General features: G+C 54.7%; 20 protein-coding genes, 1 tRNA gene and 1 pseudogene. 15 read left to right on the forward strand and 7 right to left on the reverse strand.

The window, feature by feature from the left end:
- The first annotated feature begins 41 nt into the window (after positions 1-41).
- On the forward strand, positions 42-2,036 hold the full coding sequence (locus tag LAO76_07905; protein ID MBZ5490841.1) for a hydantoinase/oxoprolinase family protein: 1,995 nt from the start codon (positions 42-44) through the stop codon (positions 2,034-2,036).
- A 5-nt stretch (positions 2,037-2,041) separates the two neighbouring features.
- Here the strand turns inward: LAO76_07905 and LAO76_07910 are convergent, their stop codons facing one another.
- The 3 genes from LAO76_07910 to LAO76_07920 all read right to left on the reverse strand — a co-directional run bounded on the left by LAO76_07910 (position 2,042) and on the right by LAO76_07920 (position 2,880).
- Positions 2,042-2,194, reverse strand: a complete 153-nt coding sequence (locus LAO76_07910; protein MBZ5490842.1) for a hypothetical protein — start codon at positions 2,192-2,194, stop codon at positions 2,042-2,044.
- A gap of 130 nt (positions 2,195-2,324) precedes the next feature.
- Positions 2,325-2,567, reverse strand: a complete 243-nt coding sequence (locus tag LAO76_07915; GenBank protein MBZ5490843.1) for a CsbD family protein — start codon at positions 2,565-2,567, stop codon at positions 2,325-2,327.
- 160 nt (positions 2,568-2,727) lie between these two features.
- The gene (locus tag LAO76_07920) at positions 2,728-2,880 is read right to left on the reverse strand and encodes a lmo0937 family membrane protein (protein ID MBZ5490844.1); all 153 of its coding nucleotides are present in this window, start codon (positions 2,878-2,880) and stop codon (positions 2,728-2,730) included.
- Positions 2,881-3,116: 236 nt separating this feature from the next.
- Here LAO76_07920 and LAO76_07925 point away from each other — a divergent pair, with 236 nt between their 5' ends.
- The 5 genes and pseudogenes from LAO76_07925 (at position 3,117) to LAO76_07945 (ending at position 9,267) form a co-directional block, all read left to right on the forward strand.
- Entirely contained in the window at positions 3,117-3,347 is a 231-nt protein-coding gene (locus tag LAO76_07925; protein ID MBZ5490845.1) for a hypothetical protein, read from the forward strand.
- Positions 3,348-3,763: pseudogene (locus LAO76_07930) on the forward strand (putative toxin-antitoxin system toxin component, PIN family).
- 230 nt (positions 3,764-3,993) lie between these two features.
- Positions 3,994-4,803 carry a prephenate dehydratase gene (gene pheA, locus LAO76_07935; GenBank protein ID MBZ5490846.1) on the forward strand — a complete coding sequence of 270 codons (810 nt, stop codon included), beginning with the start codon at positions 3,994-3,996 and terminating at the stop codon, positions 4,801-4,803.
- Positions 4,804-5,006: 203 nt separating this feature from the next.
- The gene (gene lon / locus LAO76_07940; GenBank protein ID MBZ5490847.1) at positions 5,007-7,460 is read left to right on the forward strand and encodes an endopeptidase La; all 2,454 of its coding nucleotides are present in this window, start codon (positions 5,007-5,009) and stop codon (positions 7,458-7,460) included.
- A gap of 160 nt (positions 7,461-7,620) precedes the next feature.
- Positions 7,621-9,267 carry a VWA domain-containing protein gene (locus tag LAO76_07945; GenBank protein MBZ5490848.1) on the forward strand — a complete coding sequence of 549 codons (1,647 nt, stop codon included), beginning with the start codon at positions 7,621-7,623 and terminating at the stop codon, positions 9,265-9,267.
- Between the two features lie 164 nt (positions 9,268-9,431).
- Here the strand turns inward: LAO76_07945 and LAO76_07950 are convergent, their stop codons facing one another.
- Entirely contained in the window at positions 9,432-11,630 is a 2,199-nt protein-coding gene (locus LAO76_07950) for a bifunctional diaminohydroxyphosphoribosylaminopyrimidine deaminase/5-amino-6-(5-phosphoribosylamino)uracil reductase RibD (protein ID MBZ5490849.1), read from the reverse strand.
- Between the two features lie 116 nt (positions 11,631-11,746).
- Between LAO76_07950 and LAO76_07955 the strand changes: the two genes are divergently transcribed.
- From LAO76_07955 to LAO76_07970, 4 genes are all read left to right on the forward strand, one after another.
- The gene (locus LAO76_07955) at positions 11,747-12,457 is read left to right on the forward strand and encodes a molybdenum cofactor biosynthesis protein MoaE (protein MBZ5490850.1); all 711 of its coding nucleotides are present in this window, start codon (positions 11,747-11,749) and stop codon (positions 12,455-12,457) included.
- A 51-nt stretch (positions 12,458-12,508) separates the two neighbouring features.
- Positions 12,509-13,498: a VWA domain-containing protein gene (locus LAO76_07960; GenBank protein ID MBZ5490851.1), complete on the forward strand. Its 990-nt coding sequence runs from the start codon at positions 12,509-12,511 to the stop codon at positions 13,496-13,498.
- 315 nt (positions 13,499-13,813) lie between these two features.
- Positions 13,814-14,089: an RNA chaperone Hfq gene (locus LAO76_07965; GenBank protein ID MBZ5490852.1), complete on the forward strand. Its 276-nt coding sequence runs from the start codon at positions 13,814-13,816 to the stop codon at positions 14,087-14,089.
- Complete coding sequence (locus LAO76_07970) at positions 14,089-14,919, forward strand: inositol monophosphatase (GenBank protein ID MBZ5490853.1); 831 nt, start codon at positions 14,089-14,091, stop codon at positions 14,917-14,919. Before LAO76_07965 ends, LAO76_07970 begins: the two co-directional genes overlap by 1 nt.
- A gap of 18 nt (positions 14,920-14,937) precedes the next feature.
- On the opposite strand, the gene LAO76_07975 is transcribed toward LAO76_07970, so the two are convergent.
- On the reverse strand, positions 14,938-15,183 hold the full coding sequence (locus LAO76_07975; protein ID MBZ5490854.1) for a hypothetical protein: 246 nt from the start codon (positions 15,181-15,183) through the stop codon (positions 14,938-14,940).
- A gap of 391 nt (positions 15,184-15,574) precedes the next feature.
- On the opposite strand from LAO76_07975, the gene LAO76_07980 reads away from it, so the two are divergent.
- On the forward strand, positions 15,575-17,086 hold the full coding sequence (locus LAO76_07980) for an ammonium transporter (GenBank protein ID MBZ5490855.1): 1,512 nt from the start codon (positions 15,575-15,577) through the stop codon (positions 17,084-17,086).
- A 72-nt stretch (positions 17,087-17,158) separates the two neighbouring features.
- Here the strand turns inward: LAO76_07980 and LAO76_07985 are convergent, their stop codons facing one another.
- On the reverse strand, positions 17,159-18,478 hold the full coding sequence (locus LAO76_07985) for an aspartate aminotransferase family protein (GenBank protein ID MBZ5490856.1): 1,320 nt from the start codon (positions 18,476-18,478) through the stop codon (positions 17,159-17,161).
- A 656-nt stretch (positions 18,479-19,134) separates the two neighbouring features.
- On the opposite strand from LAO76_07985, the gene rpsU reads away from it, so the two are divergent.
- The 3 genes from rpsU to gmd all read left to right on the forward strand — a co-directional run bounded on the left by rpsU (position 19,135) and on the right by gmd (position 22,686).
- Positions 19,135-19,350 carry a 30S ribosomal protein S21 gene (gene rpsU / locus LAO76_07990; GenBank protein MBZ5490857.1) on the forward strand — a complete coding sequence of 72 codons (216 nt, stop codon included), beginning with the start codon at positions 19,135-19,137 and terminating at the stop codon, positions 19,348-19,350.
- A 182-nt stretch (positions 19,351-19,532) separates the two neighbouring features.
- The gene (ligA, locus tag LAO76_07995) at positions 19,533-21,602 is read left to right on the forward strand and encodes an NAD-dependent DNA ligase LigA (protein ID MBZ5490858.1); all 2,070 of its coding nucleotides are present in this window, start codon (positions 19,533-19,535) and stop codon (positions 21,600-21,602) included.
- 82 nt (positions 21,603-21,684) lie between these two features.
- A complete protein-coding gene (gene gmd / locus LAO76_08000; GenBank protein ID MBZ5490859.1) occupies positions 21,685-22,686 on the forward strand; it encodes a GDP-mannose 4,6-dehydratase in 1,002 nt (333 codons plus the stop codon).
- A gap of 29 nt (positions 22,687-22,715) precedes the next feature.
- On the opposite strand, the gene LAO76_08005 is transcribed toward gmd, so the two are convergent.
- A tRNA-Arg gene (locus LAO76_08005) sits at positions 22,716-22,792 on the reverse strand.
- 419 nt (positions 22,793-23,211) lie between these two features.
- Here LAO76_08005 and LAO76_08010 point away from each other — a divergent pair.
- A complete protein-coding gene (locus LAO76_08010) occupies positions 23,212-25,692 on the forward strand; it encodes an SLBB domain-containing protein (protein MBZ5490860.1) in 2,481 nt (826 codons plus the stop codon).
- The last annotated feature ends 4 nt before the right edge of the window (positions 25,693-25,696 follow it).

The raw sequence follows: 25,696 nt of genomic DNA on the forward strand, positions 1-25,696 counted from the left end.
CTTTCTGCATGTTAGAATCGCGAGTTTGACAATGACCGTTCATGCCTACTCGTATCCCTCTCCGAATCGCCATTGATAGCGGCGGCACTTTCACTGACTGCGTCTGGCTACAGGATTCCACGCTGCAAATCCTAAAAGTTTTTTCCACGCCCACTGATCCGTCCAGGTCGATTGCCGATGCCGTGAGCAAGATTGCCGGCGATGTGCAGGAGCTTGTTGTGCTGCACGGGACGACCGTGGGCACTAATACGCTTCTACAGCGCAAAGGCGCGCGCGTGGCTTTTGTAACAACCAAGGGATTTGAGGATTCCATCGAGATCGGCCGCCAGCATCGTCCCAAGCTGTACGACTTTTTCTTTGAGAAGGACCCCGCGCTCTCGCCGGCTGAGCTGCGCTTTGGCGTCGATGAACGCATATCAGCCGAAGGCGCAATACTGCGCGCGCCTACCGCCGCCTCGTTAAACGCTCTGGCCGCGCAGATCGCAGCCCAAAAGCCCCAGGCCATCGCTCTCTCGTTGTTGTTTTCATTCGCGAATCCGGAGAATGAAAAATCAGTAGTAGACGCGCTGGCCGGTCTCGATCTTCCGCTCTCCGTCTCTCATCAGATCTTGCCTGAGTTTCGCGAGTATGAACGCGCCAGCACGGTGCTTGTGAATGCGTATTTGCAGCCGGTAATGCAGAGTTATTTGCAAAAACTTCAGGAGCAGGCAGGAAGCAGACGTGACGCGCGCATCTTCGTGATGCAATCCAGCGGCGGCATCACTGCGCTGGCTACTGCGGCGGGGCAGCCGGTACGAACCGTGCTTTCAGGGCCTGCGGGCGGCATTGTGGGCGCGGCCGCCGTGGCCAAGCGCAGCGGATTTGACCGCATCATCACCTTTGATATGGGCGGCACATCTTCTGACGTTGCGCTGATTGACGGCCAGCCCACCACAACCAATGAAGCCGACGTCGCTGGACTTCCTGTGCGCGTGCCGGTGCTCGATATTCACACAGTGGGCGCGGGCGGTGGATCGCTGGCGCGCTTTGATGCCGGTGGCGCTTTGCGTGTGGGCCCTGAATCTGCGGGCGCCGATCCGGGGCCAATCTGTTATGGCAAGGGCGAACGCCCTACCGTGACTGACGCCAACCTTTTGCTTGGCCGCCTGCCTGCCGACCAGTTTCTTGGCGGCGACTTTCAACTCGACCTGCCGCGCACGCAAAAGCTCGTCGCGCAGTGGCTCAGGAAAAATCACAGCAATCTTTCTCCGGAAGAGTTTGCCGCCGGGGTGGTGCGGATCGTCAACGCCAATATGGAAAAAGCGATTCGTGTGGTTTCGATTGAGCGCGGGCATGATCCACGGCAGTTTTCTCTGGTTGCCTTCGGCGGCGCGGGAGCGATGCATGCCTGTGAGCTGGCGCATGCTTTACGGATTCCGCGCGTGATTGTCCCTGCGTATCCCGGCGCGCTCTCAGCGCTGGGGATTTTGATCAGCGACGTGGTGAAAGACCATTCCCGGACAATCCTGCTGCGCGTAGCGCCCGGCGCAGCTTTTTCTACGCGGCTCGATCCCATTTTTGCCGAACTCAAGCGCAACATCGCAGCCGAGCTGAAGAAAGAAGACTGGCAGGGAAGAGCGGTGTTTGAGCCGAGCTGTGACATTCGCTATCGTGGCCAGGGATATGAACTGAACTTGCCATACAGCGCCAACGTGCTCAAGCGGTTCCATGCGGAGCACAAGCGACGCTATGGTTACAGCAGCCCGGAGCGCGATCTGGAGATCGTAACGGTTCGCATGAGGGGGCGCGTGGCTTCGCCGGAAAAACTTTCGTGGCTAAAGATCCGTGAAGAACAGGGCAGGCTTAAAGCTTCCAGTCAGATGGTCCACTTTGCCGGACGGCGCTACATGACCCAGATCATCCCGCGATCTGAAGTCCGGCAGGGCAGGCGTTATCGCGGGCCGGCGATTATCACCGAATACAGCGCGACCACGGTAGTTCCACCCGGCCTGAAATATCAAAAAGACCGGGCAGGAAACCTGTTGATTGAACTGTAACAGCGTTAGCGTCCGCGCGAAGATTTCCTGGCGGCGGTGCGTGTAGTGTGGGTTGGAGTCTGCCGCGTGGGCGTGCCTGACTTCTTCTGCGGATTGCTTTGTTCCGAGGCCTTTTTGGCCCACATCTTTTCCAGCTCGCGCATGTTTTTGGTTTTCATGCCCATAAGAATGCCATAAGCAGGCCGCATATGGCGAGTCACTTTGGTGATACGCCGCGCTTTGCGCTTTTACACCAAACAAAAAGGAGCGCCCCTAAGAACGCCCCTTTTGTTGCAGCAGCTATTGGAGCTACGCCACGTCTTTATCGCGCTCAAGGCGTTCTTCGTCATGCTCGATCTTGGTTTCGTTTAGCTTGTCGGCGGCGTCGCGCACGGCATCTTTGGTTTTGCCGACGGCGTTGCGGGCCTTGCCTTCAGCCTGTTTCGCCAGACCCTCGGCCTGGGCCTTATCGTTGCCGGTCCACTCGCCTACCTGGCGCTCAACGCGACCTGCAACGTCTTCAGCTTTCCCTTTAATGCGTTCCTTATCCATAAAATAAACCCCTTCCCTTGAGTTGGTTGTTCCTGCTATTGATGTCTTACGGGCAGCAAGGCAAACGCGTGCCTGCCGGTCCGTGGTTGCAAATATGTCCGAGGAGTTGCTCGGGTTGAAGTGCCTGCGGCTTGCCTGAACGGGCTTTGCCTGAAAAGGCCTAGACCGCGGCGCGTCTGCCGGTGATCAACTGGAATACCAGCGCGATCACAGCCAGCACCAGAAGTATGTGGATAAATCCACCCATGGTGTAGCTGCTAACCACTCCCAACAGCCAGAGAACAAGCAAAACTACAAATAGAGTCCAAAGCATGTCACCCTCACAAATACGTTTCTCGTCGGTTAACGTTTTCGTAAACCAGCTAACAATCTCGTCAATAGCTTGGAAGCTAATAGGGCTAAGGCGGTTGTAAAAAATCGAGAGCTGCTGGCGTGCGGGATGAGGAAACGGTTTGGCGTCAATGGATTAGCAGAGGGTATGGTAAAAGAGTCGTGGGAGAGCGAAGGAACCCCGATCATTTTGTCATAAAATAGATGCTGGTTACTGCCATGGCTAATCCCACTATCACCATCCCGCTTGATCCCCAGACGGCGCAGGTGTACAACTCTGCGTCCGCAGAAGAGAAGCGCAAAATGCAAGCCCTTCTCAGCCTGTGGCTTCGCGAACTTGCGCGCAGCGAACAACGTTCCTTGCAGCAAATTCTCGACGAGGCAGGAAGCAAGGCGCAGGCTCGGGGACTTACGCCTGAGATGTTGGAGTCCCTGCTGAAAGGCGCATAATTGCGCTGCGTCTTGGATACAAATGTTCTTGTCAGCGCTTTGCTCGTGCCTGGTTCCAAGCCCCGGCAAGCTCTTGATCGGGCTTTTCGAGAGGGAAAAGTCCTGCTTTCATTTGCAACGCTCGCGGAACTCTATGATGTTTTGCATCGAAAACGGTTCCGCCGGTACATTGATGAAGAAGACGCTCGAAGTTTCGTAGCGGCTTGGCACGTGAGTCTGAGTGGATTGATGTGAGTATCTACACCAAGGTCTGCCGTGACCCAAAGGACGATAAGTTTCTTGAGGTCGCAGTGAGCGGTAAGGCAAATTATCTCATCACCGGCGATGCAGATCTGCTGGTTCTTAATCCCTTTCAAGGTATTCGAATTCTTCTTCCGCAGGAGTTCCTGAATTTGGCATCGCCGCTGCCGCGCTAGCGGCCAGTAGCAGGAAGCTGTATTGTTTTATCTGAGATTTGTCATTCGCTTGCGCTCAGGATTTCGGCAGCGGGCTCACCGCTGCGCTGAACGACTCAAATTTGGAGCGAAGCGACAAGCCTCAAGGGCTGATGGCGAGGCCGACCACGCGCCGAGCCCGCCGCAGCAGGAGCGGAACGACTTTTGCTGACAGACGAAGTCACAGCGGTTTGGAGCAAAGCGACAAAAAAATGAAAATCGCCATTCAGGGCGAGCGGGGAGCATTCAGCCATCAGGCGGCTTTGCAGCTTGTGCGCGGCGCTGATGTGCTGGCGTGCGCCACGTCTGTCCAGGTGTTTGACGCGCTGGATTCTCGCCGTGCCGCCGCCGCGGTGATCCCCGTGGAGAATACGCTTGCCGGGCCCGTGGGTGAGCACCTTGATCTGCTGCTTGAGCGCGACGTTTTTATTCATGCGGAAATGCGGCTGCGGATCGCGCACAACCTGATTGCCGCTCCGGGCGTGAAACTAAAAGATATTCGCCAGGTGCTTTCGCATCCGGTGGCGCTGGACCAGTGCCGGAATTTTTTCCGCAAGCATCGCGGGGTGTCCGCCATTCCTTTTTATGACACGGCCGGCAGCGTGAAGCACATCATGGCGCAGGGCCTGCATGACACTGCGGGGATCGCCAGCAGCCAGGCAGCAAAAGAATACGGCGGCAAAGTGCTGATGTCCGGACTGGAGGACAACAAACAGAACTTCACGCGCTTCTTCCTGATCGACAAAAAGAAAAAAGTTGTGGCCGAAGCCAACAAGACCTCTCTGGTGTTCTCGCTCAAGAACGTTTCCGGAGCGCTGTTCAAGGCGTTGAGCGTTTTTGCCCTGCGCGATCTCGATCTGAGCAAGATTGAGTCGCGTCCGGTGCGCGGCAAGCCATGGGAGTATCGTTTTTACGTGGACGTTCTGTGCGGCGAACAACCAGCCATGAAACTGGCTCTAAAACATCTGGAAGAGATTGCGGGTTTCGTCAAGGTTCTGGGAGTGTACCCGGGGGCGAAGTAGGGAAGATGATTTTGACCTTCGTATCCTTTACTGGATTGGCTTCTGACACCGAATAGGAGCGTTTTTGCGGTGTTAGCTGAGTGACATAAATCACAATAAGCCATAGAAAACAATGGTACAATTCGGCTCTTTAGTCGCGCGGCTGCATCTTTTCGAATGGTACAATCATCAAATGTGAGCGTACTTATATCAAGGATAAATTTATGGCGTCTGAAACAAAATCAACTACCAATATTGAGCCTATCGCTGTGACGCCTGATCAGCGCCCAACATTAACTGAGGAACAGCAGAAGAGCATACCGGTCCTGCCGGTCCGTGACACAGTACTGTTCCCGCATGCGGTCCTGCCGTTAACGGTAGGGCGCGAGAGCTCCATTCAACTGATCAATTCGCTGGGTGAAGAGAAGACCATTCTGGTGGTCGCCCAGCGTGAAGCCCGCGTGGATGCACCGCAACCTACTGATTTATATGCCATTGGAACGCTGGCCACCGTGCACAAAGTGGTCAAGATGCCGAACCAGAGCCTGTTTGTTTTTACTGAAGGCCTGACGCGCGGCAAGCTACAGGACTTTACCCAGCTCACGCCTTTCCTGCGCGCCAACGTAGAGCCGATTCCAGACACGGAACCGGAAACCTCGCCGGAGATTGAAGCGCTGCAACGCAACGTGCTGACCTTGTTCCAGCAGATCGTGGCCGGTTCGCCAACGCTTTCAGACGAACTTCAGACCGTGGCCATCAACATTGAAGAGCCGGGCAGGCTGGTGGATTTTGTCGCATCGTCGCTGCCGTTTCTCTCGACCAAAGACAAGCAGGAAATCCTGGAAACGCCGGACGTAAGCCACCGCTTGCAGGCCATCAACCATCATCTGGCGAAAGAGCTGGAAGTGCAGCAACTGCGCAACAAGATCCAGAATGAAGTGCAGGACCAGGTGCAGCAGTCGCAGCGCGAATACTACTTGCGCGAGCAGATGAAGGCCATACAGAAAGAACTGGGCGAGCAGGATGAGACCCAGCGTGACGTGGAAGAGTTGCGCCAGAAGATTGAAGCGGCCGGGATGCCGGAGGAAGTAAAGAAAGAAGCGACCAAGGAACTGAACCGGCTGGCCCGTATGTCTCCGATGGCGGCGGACTATTCCGTGACGCGCAATTACATTGAGTGGCTGGCGGTTTTGCCGTGGGCCAAGTCGAGCGGCGTTGTGGTTGACATCAAGAAAGCCGCCGAAGTGCTGGATGCGGACCATTACGATCTGAAAAAAGTAAAAGACCGCATTCTGGATTATCTCTCCGTGCGCCGGCTCAAGCCGAGCATGAAAGGGCCGATCCTCTGCTTTGTGGGACCTCCGGGCGTGGGCAAGACTTCTCTGGGACGCAGCATTGCGCGCGCGCTGGAGCGGAAATTTGTGCGCCTCTCACTGGGCGGCGTGCATGATGAAGCGGAAATTCGCGGCCATCGCCGTACATACATAGGCGCTCTGCCGGGACAGATCATGCAAGGTCTGCGCCGCGCAGAGACCAACGATCCTGTTTTTGTGCTGGACGAAGTGGACAAGCTGGGGCGCGATTTCCGTGGCGATCCGTCATCGGCGCTGCTGGAAACGCTTGATCCTGAACAGAACTCCACGTTCCGCGACAACTATCTGGACGTGCCGTTTGATTTGTCGAAAGTGCTTTTCATCTGCACGGCCAACATGCTCGATACGATTCCCGAGCCGTTGCGCGATCGCATGGAAATCATCGAGCTGCAGGGTTACACGGAAGACGATAAGGCGCACATCGCCGAGCGCTACCTGGTTCCGAAGCAGATTGAAGAAAACGGCCTGACGCAAGAACAGATTGAAATTCCAGAAGATGCCGTCCGGTTTATCAGCCGGCATTACACGCGTGAAGCGGGCGTGCGCAACCTGGAGCGCAACATCGGTACCATGTGCCGCAAACAGGCGCGCCGCATTGCTGAAGGCAACACAGAAAAGCTGACGGTAACGCGCGAAGTGGTGCAGGAATTTCTGGGCGGAATCAAGATCCGCATTGATACGGAAATTGCCGAGCGTACCAAGCGTCCCGGCGTGGCGGTGGGATTGGCCTGGACACCCGCGGGCGGCGACATTCTGTTCATCGAAGCCAACAAGATGAAAGGCAAGGGCGGCTTCACTATGACCGGACAGATCGGCCAGGTGATGCAGGAATCCATGCAGGCGGCGCTGACATGGGTGCGGTCGAACGCGGAAAAGCTCGCGATCCCAGAGGAGTTTTTCAAGGACCATGACATTCACATCCACGTGCCTGCGGGCGCCATTCCGAAAGATGGCCCCTCAGCGGGTGTGACGATGGCGACTGCGTTGGTTTCACTCTTGAAAGACACGCCTGTGCGTCCGCTGACCGGGATGACCGGTGAGCTGACTCTGAGCGGGAACGTGTTGCCGATCGGCGGAGTGAAGGAGAAATTTCTGGCGGCGAAGCGCGCTGGGGTGAAAGACATACTCTTCCCGGCGGAGAATCGCATGAACGTTGAAGAAGACCTGACTCCGGAACAGCTTGAGGGCGTGAACCTGCACTTCTGTAGCACGATTGAAGAGGTACTGGAGGTTGCGCTTCCGGGCTCGCGCCTGGAAGAGCGGCAGGACGCGGAAACGCGCGAGCGCGTGTTAAGCAACGCCTAAGCAGTTCCTTTTTGATTTATCCGGGCGGGGAGCAATCCCTGCCCAGTTTTTTTGTGGGCATTTTTCTTTACGTAGTCCCCAATCTAAGGTGAGCTTCCGGCCAGCAGCAGCACAGCTACGAGCATCCAATGCAGCATATAACCACCATTCCGAGGGACCCATGTTGAAGGCTACAAATTCCGGAAGCAACTCTGCTTTTTCAGAGTGGCTGAAATTGCCGATGTGGATCTCTTTCAGCTTGTCGCTCCTTTTGCTTCTCGCGCTTGCCGGAGTTTCTTGCGTCGCGCAATCTGCAAGTAGCAGCATCAGCGCTTACGCTGACGCTATCAAGCAATCCACGATCTCCGAGCGCATCGCTGCCATGGATCGATATGTGGCGATGGCTGGCAGCAGCAAATTGAAAACGGACGCGCTGGAGTTTCTTGTCTGGGACAATCTTCGGTTAGGACATCAGTCACAGAGTGCGCAGCGGGCCAAAGAATTGCTGGCTATCTCACCCGGCAATCCGATTGCGGTGGCAGTACTCAATCAGGACATGTCGTCCGCATCGCGCGATAAAACCGCGACGGCGAACCGGCTGGCACAATTGAATTCCGCCATGAGCAGCCTTGATCAGTTGGGCAAGCCTGAAGGCATGCTGGATAGAAATTTTCAGGTGCTCAAGCAGCAGGTCGCCATCATGCTGAATGGCGCGGTTGGCCTGAGTTATCTGGCGATAGAAGATTACCCGCAGGCGCGCATGGCGTTGGAGCAGGCCGTAGCCAGTGATCCGAATAATGCGCAGTTAGTTTATGGCATGGGACTGGCCCTGTTGAATGGCAAAAACCGCGATCAATATCGCGGCTACTGGTATCTGGCGCGCGCAGCAAATCTAACCGCAGGAACGCCGCAGGGGCAGGAGATCAACAATTACGCATGGCAAGCGTATGTAAAAGACGGCGGAAAAGCTGAGGGCTGGCAGCGTTATCAGGCCAGCGCTGCTGCGTTGGACGCGCCACCCAACCCCGACACAGGAAAGCCGCAGCCCGCAGCTAGCGTCGTCGCTTCCAGCCGCACCAATTCGCGATCGACGGGAAATTCTGCAGCGTCCGCGAATAGCGCAAGCGCGGCAAAGCGAACAGAGACGACCGAAGCGTCCAATCGAGGGAGTTCTTCGAAAAAGAAAAAAACGCCTTTTGGTTTTGAAGATACGCTGCATGAGCCGCCTTCACGTGAACCTGTCGTATCGGCAAATGCTCCTGCAAACCGGCCTAAAGTGATTGCTGCGCCCTCTGAAGCCGTGTCACTGGGCATACTGATTGAGACTTCGCTGCTGACCAGCCAGAACAGGCGGGCGATTATTGCCACGTTGAAAGACATCGTAAGGAATCTGCGGGTCAATGATGAAGCCTGCATCCTGGTCTTTAGTGACCAGCTTGACTTTGAGCAGGACCTTACGGCCGACGACGCGCTTCTTGAAGAAGCGCTTGGCCAGATACGTCCCAAGCAGGGCAAGGCGCTGCTCTCTGGAGTGGCTTTTGCCGCGGGACACTTGAAGCGTATTGGCAAGAACAGTAACCGAGTCCTGCTGGTGATTTCCGATGGACGCAGCGGGCAGGCCACGTCAGATACCCTCACGTTCCGCAGCCAGGTAAGCGGTGTGCGCATTGACTGTATTGGGCTGAATGCTGGTGGCGCATCCGAGCGTGCGTTGCTGGAGCAGGTTGCGGCGTATTCCGGCGGCAAAGCGTCTTTCGCGTCTGATTCAGGCGAATTCCGCACCGCGGCGCTGCAAATGACTCGTAACATGGGAATCGCTGTACCGTAATAAGCGTCACAATGAAGTCCATGAAAGCTCGCATGCGCTTCATCACGGGCGCAAAAAATTCCGGAGCAGTGCGTGAAACCACTCCGGATGAAGTTCGTAAACTGTGCAATAGCCTTAATGGCTTATACGAGATTAGACGCACAAAAATCGCCTCTGTATTCAACCTAGCCATTGGCTTTTAGAGCCTCGGCCTCCTGCCGCTCAAAGCGTGCCATAATCCGTAGAATGCCAGACCCACCGACCATCACTGCTTCGAGTTCCAGCTTGCACGTGACCACATACCGGTAACTATCACTGTCGTTGAATCGAATTTGAAGTAAAACATTGCTCACATTCTGTGAGCGCATCACATCAAATAGTGCCTCTCCCGTAAATAACGTGCCTCCTGGGTTTTGGATGGAGACTTCGCACAATTTTGATCCATCCTCTTTACTTAAGCGTGTAAAGTGTGGAACAAATTTTATTCTGAATTGGTTAATCTGAACGTCAGGAATCGAAATGTCGTAAGCCGGCTCTCCATCATTGGCAATGATTAAACCGACTGCGAAGCTCTTTTCGTTTTCTCGATCATAAGAGACCGGCCTGATCTTTGGGCATTTAGTTGGCAATTCGTGTTTCTCGGCGGCCCGATCACAAGCAGCGAGCAATGCTTTCAGAGCAGCGTCTAATTCAGCACGGAGTTCCGGTTGGCCGTCTTCATGATCTCGCTTTGCAACAAACATGCGGTCAAGCACGTTTTGAAGATCTAACACAGCGGTGCGGACTTCAGGATATCGAACAAATCTGCCAGGAGCGCGACGAAATTCATCAAACCAAGGCACCAACGCCGTTCCATCCAAAGGTCTATAACTGCTGAGTTCCTCGACAAGCTGGCCAGCCAATTCCTCTAAAGCAAAAAATCGATCAGGCTCCTTAGCTGTCAGGATGCTTGGCTGCTCCTGACTTTCCTGCTGACGCGTGAACTCACGATTGAGTTCTTCAATTTCTGCCATTAGATCGTGAGGAAAAAAATCAGTCTCAATGTTTGCTTTTCTCAGTGCCCTTTGACCACGGCCGCTGATCCTAGGATTCGGATCAAGAGTCCCGATTACAACCCGAGCCACTTTTCGATCAATCAACCGAATGGCACACGGGATCTTTGGGTCATTTCTGCTGGTGCAAGGTTCCAAGGTGGTATAAACAGTCGCGCCAGCAAGAGACTGATCCGCAAGCTTTTTCTCTAAGGCTATGAATTCCGCATGACAGCCAAAGATCTCTCCTCTGTGTGCTCTTGCTAACACTCTCCCGTCTTTAACAACAACAGCGCCGACTTTTGGATGAAAGCGACCGTCCTCCGCTCTGCTCTTGCGAGCTTCATCGATCGCCATCTTCATAAATTGTCGATCGTCATTCGTGCGAGGGTTAAGTTGAAAAAATGCTTCTTCGATACCACTTTCTGTGGGCTCACCGAACACAATTTCGGCATCACTGAATACAGTTCTACCTCTCAATGACCGACCTGTATTCGGATTGGCTTTGCCAAATCTATTGTTGTATTCGTCAAGATCGAAATGGCTGACGATGTTATCAGAATGGTCTAACAAATAAATTGATAAAGATTTGGCATCTTCAGGAATGTCAACCTCAATGCTCCCTGACTTGAGCGGAATAGATTGAGATCGATCCTTACTCTCAATATGAGAAATTCGAAGCTCAATTTGTTCCGGTGGCACTTTCAGTTCGACTTCGAGATAGAGCTTCTTTTGTTGCCAATCTGCACTCAAAATGCGAGCTCGCGAATCAGGGAAAATGGTAACAATAGTGTCTTTGGTCGGCAGATCAGCACTGGGCAAATTATAAGTGTCCTGATTGAAAATCCAGTCATTAATGGCATGATCCGGTCCCTGATAGGGACTTGCTCCGCGTCGGACTAAATCTCCTTGCGGAACATAAAGCTCTTTCCAAGTTTCGTCACGATCTCTCCTGCTTTTCAAGTCATAGCCAGTCCATAAATCTCTTCCCGCAGGATAGATACGCTGGCTAAATTCTGACCTGCTGAAGGTTGCCTTAATCCGATGACCCTCGATCTCGGCCTGCCCAGACAGGAGCCTTGACAAGAGACTTACGGCCTCCCATTGTTCGCGGCACCAATGTTCGACAAAAACGAACTTCCTGTCTCCCTGTCGATATGTTTCCGGAGCACGTGACGCAACATGCTGATCACGGAAAATCACAGCACCGGTCAAAAGCTGTTCTGCGCCGTCGCCTAAGAATGCGAGCCTAAATTGTGCACCTGCATATGGCTTGGTCGTGCGAAGGTGCTCAGAAATGGCGTTTATTGTGTCTCGGGGAGAGTTAAAGTCCATAGTCTTTGCTGTGTTCAAGCCCAATTTTATTAGATTCTAGACCGCAATAAGGAATCTACACCCGCAAAAAAGAAGCAGTTCCCCAGCAAAAAGTTGTCGAGCACGCCAGGCTGAGTTTCCGCTATTCTTATTTCATGCGTGTTAAGGTGCTGCTGTTCGGGCAGCTCAAAGACATTGTTGGCCGGCAGGAAGAGTCTCTCGATCTGGATTCAGGGGCCCGGCTCTCAGCCGTGATGGACCATTATTCCGGTCTCTATCCCAAATTCCAAGGTCTCACCAAGTCGATTGCGTGCTCCATCAACCAGGAATATGCGCAGGGCGAGGCGCTGCTTAAAGAAGGCGACGAGGTTGGCCTGCTGCCTCCGGTAAGCGGCGGGAAATCCAAAGCGGCGGAACTCCAGTCCGCGCATTGCGCCATTGTGCGCAAACCCATTGATATTCAGGCGATTAGAAAGAACCTGGAGCGTCCGGAAGACGGGTCAGCATTATTTTTTGATGGAATTGTGCGCAATAATACGCGCGGCCGGCGTACTTTGTTTTTGGATTATGAAGCCTACGAATCCATGGCTTTAAATGAGATGGAAAAGCTGGCCCAGGCGGCACTTGAGCAATTTAAAGTGCGCGACGTTTGCCTGATCCATCGGCTGGGCAGACTGGAGATTGGGGAAACCAGCGTGCTGATCGGCGTTGCTTCTGCGCATCGAGTGGCCGCTTTTGAGGCCTGCCGATGGCTGATTGATACGTTAAAAAAGACCGTCCCGATCTGGAAAAAGGAGTATTTCGAGGATGGCGCGGTCTGGGCCGATGGTGAACCTTTTCCTGAACAAATTAGGGTAAATAAATAACTCTTTACCGCCGTTTGCATCTAAGTTTGCCAGAATACCCGCTTGATAACTATGAATCGGACTCGCGCTTTGTCGCCGTGGTTCAGTCTGGCTTGCCTGTTGGTCGGCCTGCTCTGTGTGTGGGGCCTGCATGCCGTGGCCCAGGACCCGCAGCAGGGAGACCGCATCCCTCCGGGATCACAATCGCAAAAAGATCAATCCACCTACCGCGTGAACGTGCGGCTGGTAAACGTTTTTACCACTGTGACCGATTCCCGTGGTGCTCCGGTGGCCGACCTCACAAAAGACGATTTCCAACTGTTTGAAGATGGCATTCCGCAGACGATCAAAGTGTTTGAGAAAGAGTCCGCTATTCCGCTGAGCATCGCGCTGGCGATTGACACCAGCCCCAGCACCATGCGCGACTTTAAGCTGGAAACTACCTCGGCGCGCAGGTTTGTCCATTCCATCTTGCGGAATGAAGATCGCCTCTCAGTTTTTGAAGTGACGGAAAACATTGACCAGATAACGCGTTTCACTTCTGACCTGAGGACGATTGAACATGGCATTGACAGTTTAAAAACAGGGCCGGGGACATCCATCTACGACGCAATTTTTCTCTGCTCAGAGTCGCTGCTGGACCGCGAAGGCCGCAAAGTTTTGGTCCTGATTACAGACGGCGGCGATACGACCAGCAAGGCCGACTACAACACCGCATTGCGGCGGGCGCAGCAAGCGGAGGCAATTGTCTATAGCATTATTGTGGTGCCGGTGGAAGCCGATGCCGGGCGCAACCTGGGCGGCGAGCACGCGCTCATACAGATTTCAAAAGATACCGGCGGAAAATATTATTACGCTGAAGGCCAGCAGCAGCTTGATGAAGCCTTCCGCAAAATCAGTGACGAATTGCGCACGCAATACCTGCTGGCTTTTTATCCCACCCGCAAGATTTCAGATTCGCCCTTCCGTAAAATCAAGGTGGAGCTTACCAAAAAAGATCCTGAAGGGCAGGCGTATCAAGTGCGCCATCGTGCGGGATATTACACAGCGCCAGCGAGATAGTAGCTAGCAACCAGTAGTCGGCCAAATTTATACCGCAAAGGACGCGAAGGTCGCAAAGGAATATTGGGTTGAATTTTTTGGTGCGCTTACCGACCCTCGAAGTTAACATGCGCAAAGTTCCAGCATTCATCCGATGGCTTACCACAAAGGTCGCAAAGAACACGAAGGAGCAGGGAACGGCCCTTCGCTCCTTCGCGACCGTTGCGTCCTTTGCGGTTAAGTCTTTAGTTGCTGATTGCGGGCCGCTGCCGGTTGAGTCCGTTAGTAACTGCTTTTTCTGCGACTGCTGGCGACTTTTTGCGCTAGAATATCGGCATGTCTTTCCGTGCAGCCGCCCCAGCCTTTACCAAAAAGACCACCAAAACTCCGCCTCCGGATGATACGGGAATGGAGTCCTCTTACCTGAAAGCTCTGGGTGAGAAACAGACGCCGGTGACCGTGAAACTGGTCTGCGGAGAAGCGTTGCACGGCTGGATTGAATACTACGACGTAGGCATGGTACGCCTTACCCGCGAAGGCTCGCCCAATTTGTTTATCTTCAAGCACGAAATTATGTACATTGCGGAAGATACCGGGCGCCGCGCGCGCTGATGTCCCCTAAAGAAGACTACATTCATCCCATGCAGGAACTGGCCCGTGAGGTCGGTGCTCTGCTCATGTCATTTTTCGGCAAAGTTTCCATCGAATACAAGGGCGATGCCGATCTGGTTACGAAGGCGGATCGGGCTTCAGAGCAACTGATTGTCGAGCGAATTCGCAAGCAGTGGCCTGAGCATGACCTGATTGGGGAAGAAGGCAGCCGCCGCGAAACCGGCAGCGACTTCCGCTGGCACATTGACCCGCTCGACGGCACAACGAACTTCGCCCATGGCTATCCGGTGTTTTGCGTTTCCATGGCGCTGGAGTACAAAGGCGATAGAATCGCGGGAGTAGTTTACGATCCTTCACGCGATGAGATGTTTGCCGCGGTAAAAGATGGCGGCTCATTTCTGAATGGCCGCGCGATTCACGTCTCTTCCGTCGCAAAGTTAAAAGAAAGTCTTGTGGCTACCGGCTTTCCCAGCCACAAACGGCATAAGAACCCGAACATCCACTTTTATCACCAGATCACGTTGCGATCTCATGGTGTACGTCGCGCGGGCTCCGCGGCGCTTGACCTTTGTTACCTGGCGTGCGGACGCTATGACGCTTACTGGGAGTTCAATCTCAACTCATGGGACACCGCCGCGGGCGTTCTGCTGGTGCAAGAGGCGGGCGGCACTGTCACGAACTTTACCGGCGGGCCATTTAATATCGATAGCCGCGAAGTACTGGGCAGCAACACTTTGCTACATGCCGAACTGCTGCAAGAATTTCAGGCGATCATCGCCGGACGCGTGGAAGGCCTGCCATCGGTAGCGGAATCGTTTCAGTCAAAGTAGCGATTAGCTCAAGAAATCTCACTTGAGTTTTTTAGCAATCGACTTGGTAATCATCTCAAGTTCGAGCATGATGTCATCTTCCAGGTTGAGCCCGGCGGCGCGCATGGCGCCCAGCGGATCACGCTGGAACAAGGCCGCGTTTTTTGGTGAATCGCCGATCCATTTCTGTAGGTCCTGCTCAACCTTGCTCAAGTGATCAAGAAGGCGGTCGGGTTCAGCTGCGTGCGGCTTGCGTCGGCGCAAATTAAACACCTCAACTAGCATGATGGATCAATACTACCCGCGTGCGAGCAAGAATTGTTCACCTCGCAGTTTACTATTTGAGCAACTTAGGCAAAGTTGTTTACCCTTTCGAAAGAGAAAGCCAGCCAGATCCGGCAAAAAATAAGGTTTCCGCAGAAAATCGTGCAGGCAATGCAGTTATTTGAGCAGCCGGCGATCACAGCACAGGATCTTTAATCTGAGCGCCTCGGCAAGAACCACGTCTTGAGGAGTCTATTGCTCTCTTGCCGATCCGCATTTCATGAATCCGCTTCTTTGCAAGATCAAACATCTTATAGCGCCCATAAATTTTTTTCGATTTCCCTCTATGCTCCGCAGTCGCTACAGTGTCTTTCAAGCTAATTCCTTCATGGCCGTGGAGCTGAACAACACTATGTCAAAGTTCCTGCGCTGTTTGTTGGCTTTGTTTTTCTTGTGCTCGCCCCTGGTTCTGCCGGCGCAATCTGCTGGGCTCACGCACGCGGACACCCAAAGCGACCGCATCGCCAAACTGGAGCAACAAATCGCAGACTCCAAAGGCTCCGCCGACAACGCATGGATGCTCATGAGCTCTGCACTCGTCCTGTTGATGACCGGCCCAGGGCTTGCGCTTTTTTATGGCGGCCTAGTGCGCAAGAAAAATGTTCTGGCCACCATGATGCAAAGCTTTGCCCTGATGGCCGTTGTGACCGTTGTTTGGGCCATCGTCGGGTATAGTCTGTCTTTCGGCGAAGGCAACAGTTTCATCGGCGGACTGCATAATCTCTTTCTCCATGGCGTAGGCGCGCAGCCTGATCCCGACTACGCTGCAACCATTCCGGCGCAAACTTTCATGATCTACCAGCTCATGTTTGCCATCATCACGCCCGCGCTCATCACCGGAGCTTTTGCAGAGCGGATGAAGTTCAGCGCCATGGTGGTTTTTATGGTGCTGTGGTCGGCCATTGTTTATAGCCCGATGGCGCACATGGTCTGGGGCAAAGGCGGTTTGCTCAACGCCGCGCTGGGTGGGCGCTTCCCGATGCTCGACTTCGCCGGCGGCACCGTTGTCCACGTCACCTCTGGAGTTTCCGCACTGGTCTGCGCGTTGTATCTTGGCCATCGCATCGGTTATCCGCGGCAGGCCATGCCGCCGCACAGCATGGTGCTGAGTTTTATTGGCGCGTGTCTGCTCTGGGTGGGATGGTTCGGCTTCAACGCCGGCAGCGCACTCAGCGCGGGCAGCCTGGCCACCAGCGCTTTTGTGGCGACGCACTTTGCCGCTGCCACTGCCGTCATTGGATGGGTAGCTGCCGAGTGGCTGCGCAACGGCAAGCCCAGCGCTCTTGGCGCGATCTCCGGCGCAGTCGCGGGTTTGGTAGCCATCACGCCTGCAGCAGGCTTTGTTACGCCGATGGCAGCTCTTGGCATTGGCGCGATCGCCGGAGTCTTCTGTTACCTGATGGTCGCACACGTAAAAGCTCGCTTCGGCTATGACGATTCACTCGACGCTTTCGGCATTCACGGCGCAGGCGGAACTCTGGGCGCGCTGCTCACGGGCGTCTTCGCCAGCAGCGCCGTGAATCCCATCTTCAAAGATTCCGGCGGACGCGTGCTTGCCTCCGGCGCGCTGGAAGGGAACACACATCAGTTCGCCAATCAAGCAATCGGCGTTGGGATTGCCGCTGCGTTGGCGGTGGTGGGAACGCTGGCCATCTTGAAAGTGGTCGATGCCGTCATCGGTTTGCGTGTGCCTGAGCATCATGAGATTCAGGGTCTCGATCTATCTCAGCATGGAGAAGAGGGTTATGACTGGGAGCATCCGGCGCCGGTGGCTGCGGCAGCTTTCTCACAGGTAGCGACCCATGGCTCCGGAATGGCGCGTGATATCTCCCGCATCGACCCGCACGCAGCTATGGGCGATTAGTTTGGAGAACCGCCAGTCGCCAGTTGCTAGGTTTTCAAAGACCATTAACTTCTCCCGCCTGAGCGGATTGTTCTAACTTCTGCTCGCCGCCCCAACCATCTGCGGAGACATCGCCGTAAAAGCCTGATCCATGATGCGGATCGCCTCATCCACATCTCCTTTGGAAATGTTCAGCGGCGGCGACGTGCGAATCACGTTTCCAAACAGGCCGCCTTTGCCCACAATCAAACCGCCTTTGCGGCACTGCTCCATGAACTGACTGGTGGCTTCCGGCGCAGGTTCTTTGGTCGTGCGATTTTTTACCAGCTCAATCGCCTGCAACAGTCCCATGCCGCGCACATCGCCAATAAGATCGTGCTTCTCTTTCAGAGCCTCAAGCCCGTCACGGTAGTAGCGGCCAACCGTGTCAGCATTGTCCATCAGGCGATCTTCTTCAATCACTTCAATCGTCGCTTTGGCCGCCACTGACGTCACCGGATTTCCGCCGAAAGTCGAAATGTGCAGCCCCTTGAAACTGGCGGCAATATCCGGACGAGTCGCCGTCAATCCCACCGGTGAGCCGTTCGCAAGGCCTTTTGCGGCAGTGATAATGTCCGGCGTAACTTCCCATTGTTCGATTCCAAACCAGCGTTTGCCGGTGCGTCCCCAGCCGGTCTGCACTTCGTCGGAGATAAACACTCCGCCATAATCCTTCACGATCTTAAAAACGATTTTGAAATATTCCTTCGGCGGCGTAATGAATCCGCCCACGCCCTGGATGGGCTCGGCCAGAAATCCGGCAATCTGTCCAGAAGTCGAAGTCTGGATCACCGCTTCAACGTCCTTCGCGCAAGCCACCTCACAGCTTGGGTAAGTCTTGCCCAGCGGGCAGCGATAGCAATACGCGTTCATGGCATGCACCACGCCCGGCGCGGGCACCGGCAGCGATTTCCGCCAGGTGTTGTGCGCCGTCAGCGACTGCGTTAGCTGTGAGCGTCCACTGTAGCCGTGCCGCAGCGCCACAATCTCAAATCGCCCGGTAAACATGCGCGCCAGTTGCACCGCGTATTCATTGGCTTCACTGCCGCTATTGGTGAAGAAACTCTGGCTAATCTCACCCGGAGTGATCTGGGCAATCTTTTCCGCCAGCGCCACCACCGCTTCATTAGGGAAGACCGTCGACGCATGCTGCAGCCGGTCTACCTGCGCCTTCATCTTGCCGGTCACGCGCGGGTTGGCATGCCCTACGGAAATCGTCACAATCCCGCCAAAGAAGTCCAGGTACTTGTTTCCGTCCACGTCCCACAGGTGCTGCATGCTGGCGCGGTCCGTCACCAGCGGGTCAGAGTAATACGTAGAGACGGAAGGGAAGAGATACTGCTTGTGCTTTTTGAGGATCTCGTCTTTGGTCATGGTGGCTCCAAATGTGAAGGTTGCTGAGGAAATTGTAATCCTTCGGAACGTACAGGATGAAAAATAGAGCAGCAGGGTCACGGGGTGGAGCAGGCCTTTAGGCCTGCGGTAAGATCAGGTACTTAGACGGCTTCAGCCGCTGAGGTGCTTTTTGACAATTCCTCATCTAGGGACAACCAGCGAGCCCACGTACTTTGTTACCGCAAATGTGGTCATAGGACGTATGGTGTAACCGATGTCTGCTTTAGCTACTTCTCCGCCGGTCGCCAAAGCACAGCACGTAAAGGGAGCAATCGAGTTCAACATAGCGCAACCGCCGTGGCCTCTGTCCATCCGCGCGAAAACGGCGCCTGGACGGGGCCCGGTTGGGATTCCGTTGGGCTGACCTCGGTTAAATCCTTTTGGAATGCTAGATTAGGCATGGGTGGGCTCGCGAGATTGGGTGATCGGAACACCTGAAGACGCTGAAGTTCTAGCCGAGGCGCGGAGACACGGAGAAAAGGAACGGTCGGAACGTCCAAATGAGGACGCCAACATTTTCAGGGGGCAGTGGCTCACGGAGGCGGCATTTTGGCGCGGAGTGATGTATCCTCTTAAGAGCACAATTTAAAGAGTCCCAATTAAGCATCCACTTAACTTTGGCACGGAGGAAAAGCTTGGCAGAAGTCCGATTACAGGAAGGCGAGCCGCTGGAAAATGCGCTGCGCCGGTTTAAACGTAAAGTCCAGACAGAGGACATTATTAAGGAAGTAAAGCGCCACTCGTATTATCTGAAGCCGGGCGAGAAGAAGCGCGTGAAACAGGCCCTAGCGCGCAAGCGGGCAAAGAAAAAGATCCGCAAAGACCGCGACTCCCGTTCTGACCGCGACTAGCGTTTCTCCGCCCGCCTTGAATGCGCGGCATAGCTCGATCCCGAAATACATTGACGCCTTTACTCGGCCCTTCGCGAACCCAAAAAGCGAAGGGCACGGGCGCGTTTGTGCGCACCACACTTCTCAATCCGCGAATCATTCTGGGCGAATAATCTGGCCAGTCTTCCAAATATAATGAGCCCATGACACCTGCCGCCAAAGATCGGGTGACCAATAATCGGACGAATGATCGAGTGAAAGACCGGGACGTAGAGCGCCAGATCGAGGAACTGCGCGAGACGATCCGCCATCACGAACATCTTTATTACGTCCTGGACGCGCCTGAACTTCCCGACGCCGAATTTGATCGGCTGATGCAGGAGTTGAAGCAGCTGGAAGCGGCGCACCCAGAGTTGATTACCACTGACTCGCCTAGTCAGCGCGTGGGCGGCAAACCGGCGGAAGGCTTTCCCAAGGTCGTCCATTCGCGTCCCATGCTTTCACTGGATAATGCCTACAACGAGCAGGAACTGCGCGACTGGGACCGCCGTGTGCGCGAGTCAGCGGGCAGTGAAAAGCTGGAATATGTTTGCGAGTTCAAGCTGGATGGCATGTCACTGGCGCTTACGTATCAGAGCGGCCAGCTGCTCAAGGGAGCGACGCGCGGCGATGGCACCGTGGGAGAAGACGTGACATCGAATGTGAGGACCATGCGGTCAGTTCCGCTTTCTGTGCCTGCCGGTGTTTTAAAAAAAGCTGGAGTCCCTGCGGACTTTGAGGTTCGCGGCGAAGTGATTATGCCGTTGCTGGCTTTTGAGCGCATGAATGAGGACCGAGAGCGGCAGGAGCTAAGCAAGTTTGCCAACCCGCGCAATGCCGCTGCCGGGACCATCCGCGTGCTGGAGCCAAACATTGTGGCCCAGCGGCGGCTGGATTTTTACTCTTACTTCCTCTTGGTGGATGGCAAGTTGTACCCCGAGCATCATGATGATTCGCTGAAAGCGCTTCAGGCGCTGGGATTCAAGGTGAATGCAAATCATCGGTTGGCGCGCGATATTGATCAGGTTCTGGAATTTATTGCCAAGTGCGAGCAGTTGCGGGACAAGTTACCTTATGAAATTGACGGTGTTGTCATCAAGGTAAACTCCACGCGAACGCAGCAGCGGCTTGGCTTCACCGGTAAAGCTCCTCGCTGGGCCATTGCATACAAATATGCCGCGCGCAGCGGTACCAGCCGGATTGAAGACATTCTTGTTCAGGTGGGCCGCACGGGCAAGCTGACGCCGGTGGCCGCGCTTAAGCCTGTTTCGATTGGCGGCACAACGGTAACACGCGCAACGCTCCACAACCAGGATGAGATCGACCGTCTGGAAGTGAAGATCGGCGACTGGGTGGTGATTGAGCGCGGCGGCGACGTGATTCCAAAGGTTGTGAAAGTTATTTCTGATAAAGAGCACCCGCGCGGCCACAAGATATTCCACATGCCGGAGCGATGCCCGGAATGCGGCGGCCACGTGGTTCGCGTGGAAGGCGAAGCCGATCATCGCTGCGTGAACACGGCGTGCCCCGCCAAGCTGCGTGAAAGTATTCTGCATTTTGCGGCGCGCTCTGTGATGAATATTGAGGGCATGGGTGAATCCATGGTCAACCAGCTTTCAAGCCGTGGTCTGGTGAAAGACCTGGCGGATGTCTATGAGTTGAACCAGGAGAAATTGCTGAGCCTTGAACGCGTAGGAGAAAAATCAGCGGCGAACCTGCTTCGAGAAATTGAGCAATCCCGCAAGCTGCCGCTGGAACGCGTGATCTATGGCCTGGGAATCCGCTTTGTGGGGGAACGCACGGCCAAGTTTCTTGCGGAACATTTCGGCTCGATGGATGCTCTGATGAATGCGTCCGCAGAATCATTGCAGGAAGTGGATGAAGTTGGCCCGCGCATTGCCAATAGCATTCAGGAATTTTTTGCCGAGCCTCGCAATCGCGACCTGGTAAAACGGCTGGGCAAGTATCTGAACTTCAAAGGTGAAAAAAAACAGCGCGGCACTGCGCTGGCGGGGAAAACGTTTGTGATCACCGGCACGCTGGCAAATTATTCGCGCGAGGCTGCAAAGAAGTTGGTGGAAGATGCGGGAGGAAAAGTTTCGAGCGCCGTGAGTAAAAAGACGGATTACGTGATCGCCGGAGAAGATCCCGGCTCCAAGCTGGATAAGGCGCGCGAGCTGGGAGTGCAGATCATCGACGAAAAAGAGATGGAGCAGTTGGCAAAAGCGAAGTAGGTCCGCTTATCTTTACTCGCAGAGCGTCAGGTAAAATCGTGCACGTTGTCCGAAGCCCGCTGAATCGCGGGAGAAGGCTGGAATGAGCAAAAAAGCGTTGATCACCGGAGTGACGGGACAGGATGGCGCATACCTATCAAAGCTCCTTTTGGAAAAAGGTTACAAGGTGTACGGCCTTTTGGCCCGGCGATCTTCTGACACGCAATGGCGTCTGCGGCATCTGGGCATTGAGAATGAAGTGGATTTGATGGAGGGCGATTTAACTGATTTGTCGTCGCTCACGCGGCTGCTTGCCGCGATTTCCGCTGATGAAGTTTATAACCTTGGCGCACAGAGCTTTGTGGCGACATCGTGGATGCAGCCTGTCTTGACGGGGATGACGACTGGGATTGGCGCGGTGAATCTGCTTGAGGCAATCCGGCTCACCGATCCTGCGATTCGCTTTTACCAGGCTTCAAGCAGTGAGATGTTCGGCAAGATACAGGAGCCGGTCCAGTCGGAGCGCACACCTTTTTATCCGCGAAGTCCCTACGGCGTGGCAAAGCTCTATGCCCACTGGATGACCGTCAACTATCGTGAGAGCTTCAAGACGTTTGCCTGCAGCGGCATTTTGTTTAATCACGAATCTCCTTTGCGCGGGATCGAATTTGTCACCCGCAAAATCAGCGACGGGGTGGCAAGGATCAAGCTCGGATTGCAGAGCGAGCTACGGCTGGGAAACATGGAAGCAAAGCGTGACTGGGGCTACGCGGCTGACTACGTTGAAGCCATGTGGATGATGCTCCAGCAAGAGACGGCCGACGACTACGTGGTTGCCACGGGCCGCTGCACCAGTGTTCGCGACTTTTGCCGGCTGGCCTTCCGGCATGTGGATCTCGACTACGAGAAATATGTTGTGACTGACAAGAAATTTGAGCGGCCGGCCGAGGTGGACGTTCTGGTAGGCAATGCCGCAAAAGCCAGAGCGGTATTGGGATGGAAGCCCAAAACAAGTCTGGAAGAACTGGTTGCCATGATGGTGGATGCAGATTTAGCAAGGGTGGGGGCTGAAGCTCAACTCGCTTCTTCGAGCAGCGCGCGTTAGGAAGGGTATCGCCTCGCCGTGCTGGAAGATGGTAGGCCCGGCCCGATTCGAACGGGCGACCCTCTGCTTAGAAGGCAGATGCTCTATCCAACTGAGCTACGGGCCCGTGCGTTTATTTTATCAGCGTAAGGGAAATATCGAGCGCCAAATTATGCAGTCCCGCAGAAGGGGAATCTGACGCGTACATCTCTTTGGATATCGGTTGCAAAATGACCTGGGAAGTTTCAGTGCAGAATCCTCACCGAACTTCCTCATCGATTCGTCGCTCTATTCGATTGTTACTTCTTGAATCCTGTAATTTCTCGGTCTTATTTTTATTGATCTTTACAATCTCCTGGGCCGCAAACCCCTCTGCCGACTATGCTTCCATTGCGCGAATGCTAGGCAAAGCACAAGATTTTGCGATATAGTTCTGATCATTGACGCCTATCGTTTAACCCAACTGTTGACCCCGGAGATGCGTTGCAGGCGCGCCGGCTGGCTTAGTTTGCGTGAGCGTCATGTTTCGGAGACTTGCATCTCAAGATGAAATTTTTGCGCTATTCATTAGTTCTAATTTCTTTCTTCATTTGCGTTGGCCTTGGTTTCGCGCAAAGCCCGTCAGCTTCGCCCACGCCCCCTGACCGTTTTGATCGTCCGTCTAGCGGCATCCATATCACGAACATCCCAAGTTCACAGCCACCGCTGCAGCAACAACAACCATTTGAGGATCGCATCGAGGAATCGGCACAGGAACGGATGCAAAGAGAATCGGCGAGAGTTCCTGAATTTGTAGCGCCTCCCCCGGAGCCTGACATCGAATTCCAGGATTTTGTAACCAGTTCGCTTGGTTACCACCTCAACATATTCGGCCAAAGCCTCTTCCACAATGTTCCGTCCACTTTTGCGCCGGTGGACCGCATTCCAGTCACGCCAGATTATCTGATCGGGCCCGGCGACGAATTGCTGGTGCGCGCCTGGGGTCAGATTGACGTTAACTATCGTGCCGTGGTGGACCGCACCGGCGCAATCTACCTGCCCAAAGTGGGCCCTATCAGCGTGGCGGGTGTGCGCTATGACCAGCTGAATGCATATATGAAGGCGGCAATCAGCCGCGTGTTCAAGAACTTTGATCTTGATGTCACGATGGGGCGCCTGCGCGCTGTCCAGGTATTTGTGGTTGGCCAAGTGCGGCGTCCGGGCTCTTACACAGTCAGCTCGTTAAGCACGCTGGTGAATGCGCTGTTCGCGTCCGGAGGCCCATCCAAGCGCGGCTCTATGCGGCACATCGTGCTGAAGCGCCAGGGCAAAGACGTGACCGACTTCGATCTTTACAACCTGATCGCTTTTGGCGACAAGAGCAAGGACGTGCAATTGCTTTCTGGCGATGTAATCTGGGTGCCGCCTGTAGGCCGCCTGGTTGCACTGGCCGGCAGCGTCAACGTGCCGGGGATTTACGAATTGAAAGAGCATGAGACGCTGGGCGAAGTCCTTGGCTATGCCGACGGTTTTACCACTACCGCTTCCGGGCAGAAAACGTTTGTTAACCGCATTGACGATCGCAAGGTCCGCCATACCGCTGAGCTGGATCTTTCAAGCACTGGATTAAAGACGGAGCTGCGGGATGGCGACATCGTACGGGTCCTTCATATTTCGCCACGATTTGACAATGCCGTTACCTTGCGTGGCAACGTGGCTGTGCCGGGCCGTTACCCGTGGCGGCAGGGAATGCGCGTCAAGGACCTGATTCCCAGCCGCGATGCGCTGGTCACGCAAGAATTCTGGAAGCGCCAGAATAAGCTCGCCGTTGATCTGGAAAGCCTAACGTTCAAGTCGCGCGAAGAGGTTGAGCAGGACCAACAGCGCGACCAGGAGAACCGCGACAAAAACGCTCCGGCGAACCAGCCCGAAGCCCAGAATCCGCCGCCTTCCACTCCAGCAGGACGAAATCAAGCCACACCACCCGATCAACGCACGCAGCAACAACGCGACGAGGACCTGGCATTGCGAGTTGGACGCACAGAAGCGCAGCGCATCAAGCAGGAAGAGCTTAAGAATGAAGTAAAGCGTTCCGCGGCTGAAATTAATTGGGAATATGCGGTCATTCTAAGAATGGATCCGCAGGACCTCAGTACTCATCTGGTGCCTTTTAACCTGGGCAAAGCCATTGCCGGTGACGAAAGAGAAAATGTAATTCTTGAGCCCGGCGACGTGATTACAATCTTTTCGCAGAACGATATGCAGGTCCCGGCGGGACAGCAGACCAAATTTGTTCGGTTGGAAGGCGAGTTTGTCACAGCCGGCGTTTATCAAGTCCAACCCGGCGAAACGTTGCGTCACCTGATCGCGCGAGTTGGCGGCCTTACGCCGCAGGCTTATTTATACGGCGCCGAATTCATGCGTGAGTCCACCCGGGAAGACCAGCAGAAACGGCTGGACGAGTACATCAACGACCTGGAGCAATCGATTGAGAGAACCGCAGGTGCGCAAAGGAGTCTGAGCGGGGACGAAGCAGTGGCGGAAAGACAAACTCTTGAAGGCCAGCGTCGGTTGCTGGACAAACTCCGCCAGATGAGAGCGACTGGACGCATCGTACTTGAACTTAAACCTACAGCCGATGATGTGAGCAAATTACCGGACCTCCCGCTTGAGGATGGTGACCGATTGCTGGTCCCATTCAAGCCGGCCACGGTGAACGTGATTGGCTCGGTCTACAACAGCAACTCTTTTATCTTCAAACCGAACAAGACCGTCAGCGATTACATGCGTCTTTCCGGCGGTCCTACAAAAAACGGCGACAAGGGCAGGTCGTTTGTAATCCGCGCAGACGGCACAACCGTGAGCAAGCATGGTCACAATGGGCTGCTGGTAAATAGTTTTGAACAGGCACGACTGATGCCGGGCGATACGATTGTGGTGCCGGAAAAACTGGACAAAGGCGCAACGCTGAGAGGCTTTAAGGATTGGACCCAGATCATCAGCACGTTTGTGATTGGAGCGGCAGCGGCCAAAGTGCTCTTCCCGTAACAAC

It is taken from the genome of Terriglobia bacterium (assembly GCA_020072645.1).
GTDB lineage: Bacteria > Acidobacteriota > Terriglobia > Terriglobales > Acidobacteriaceae > Angelobacter.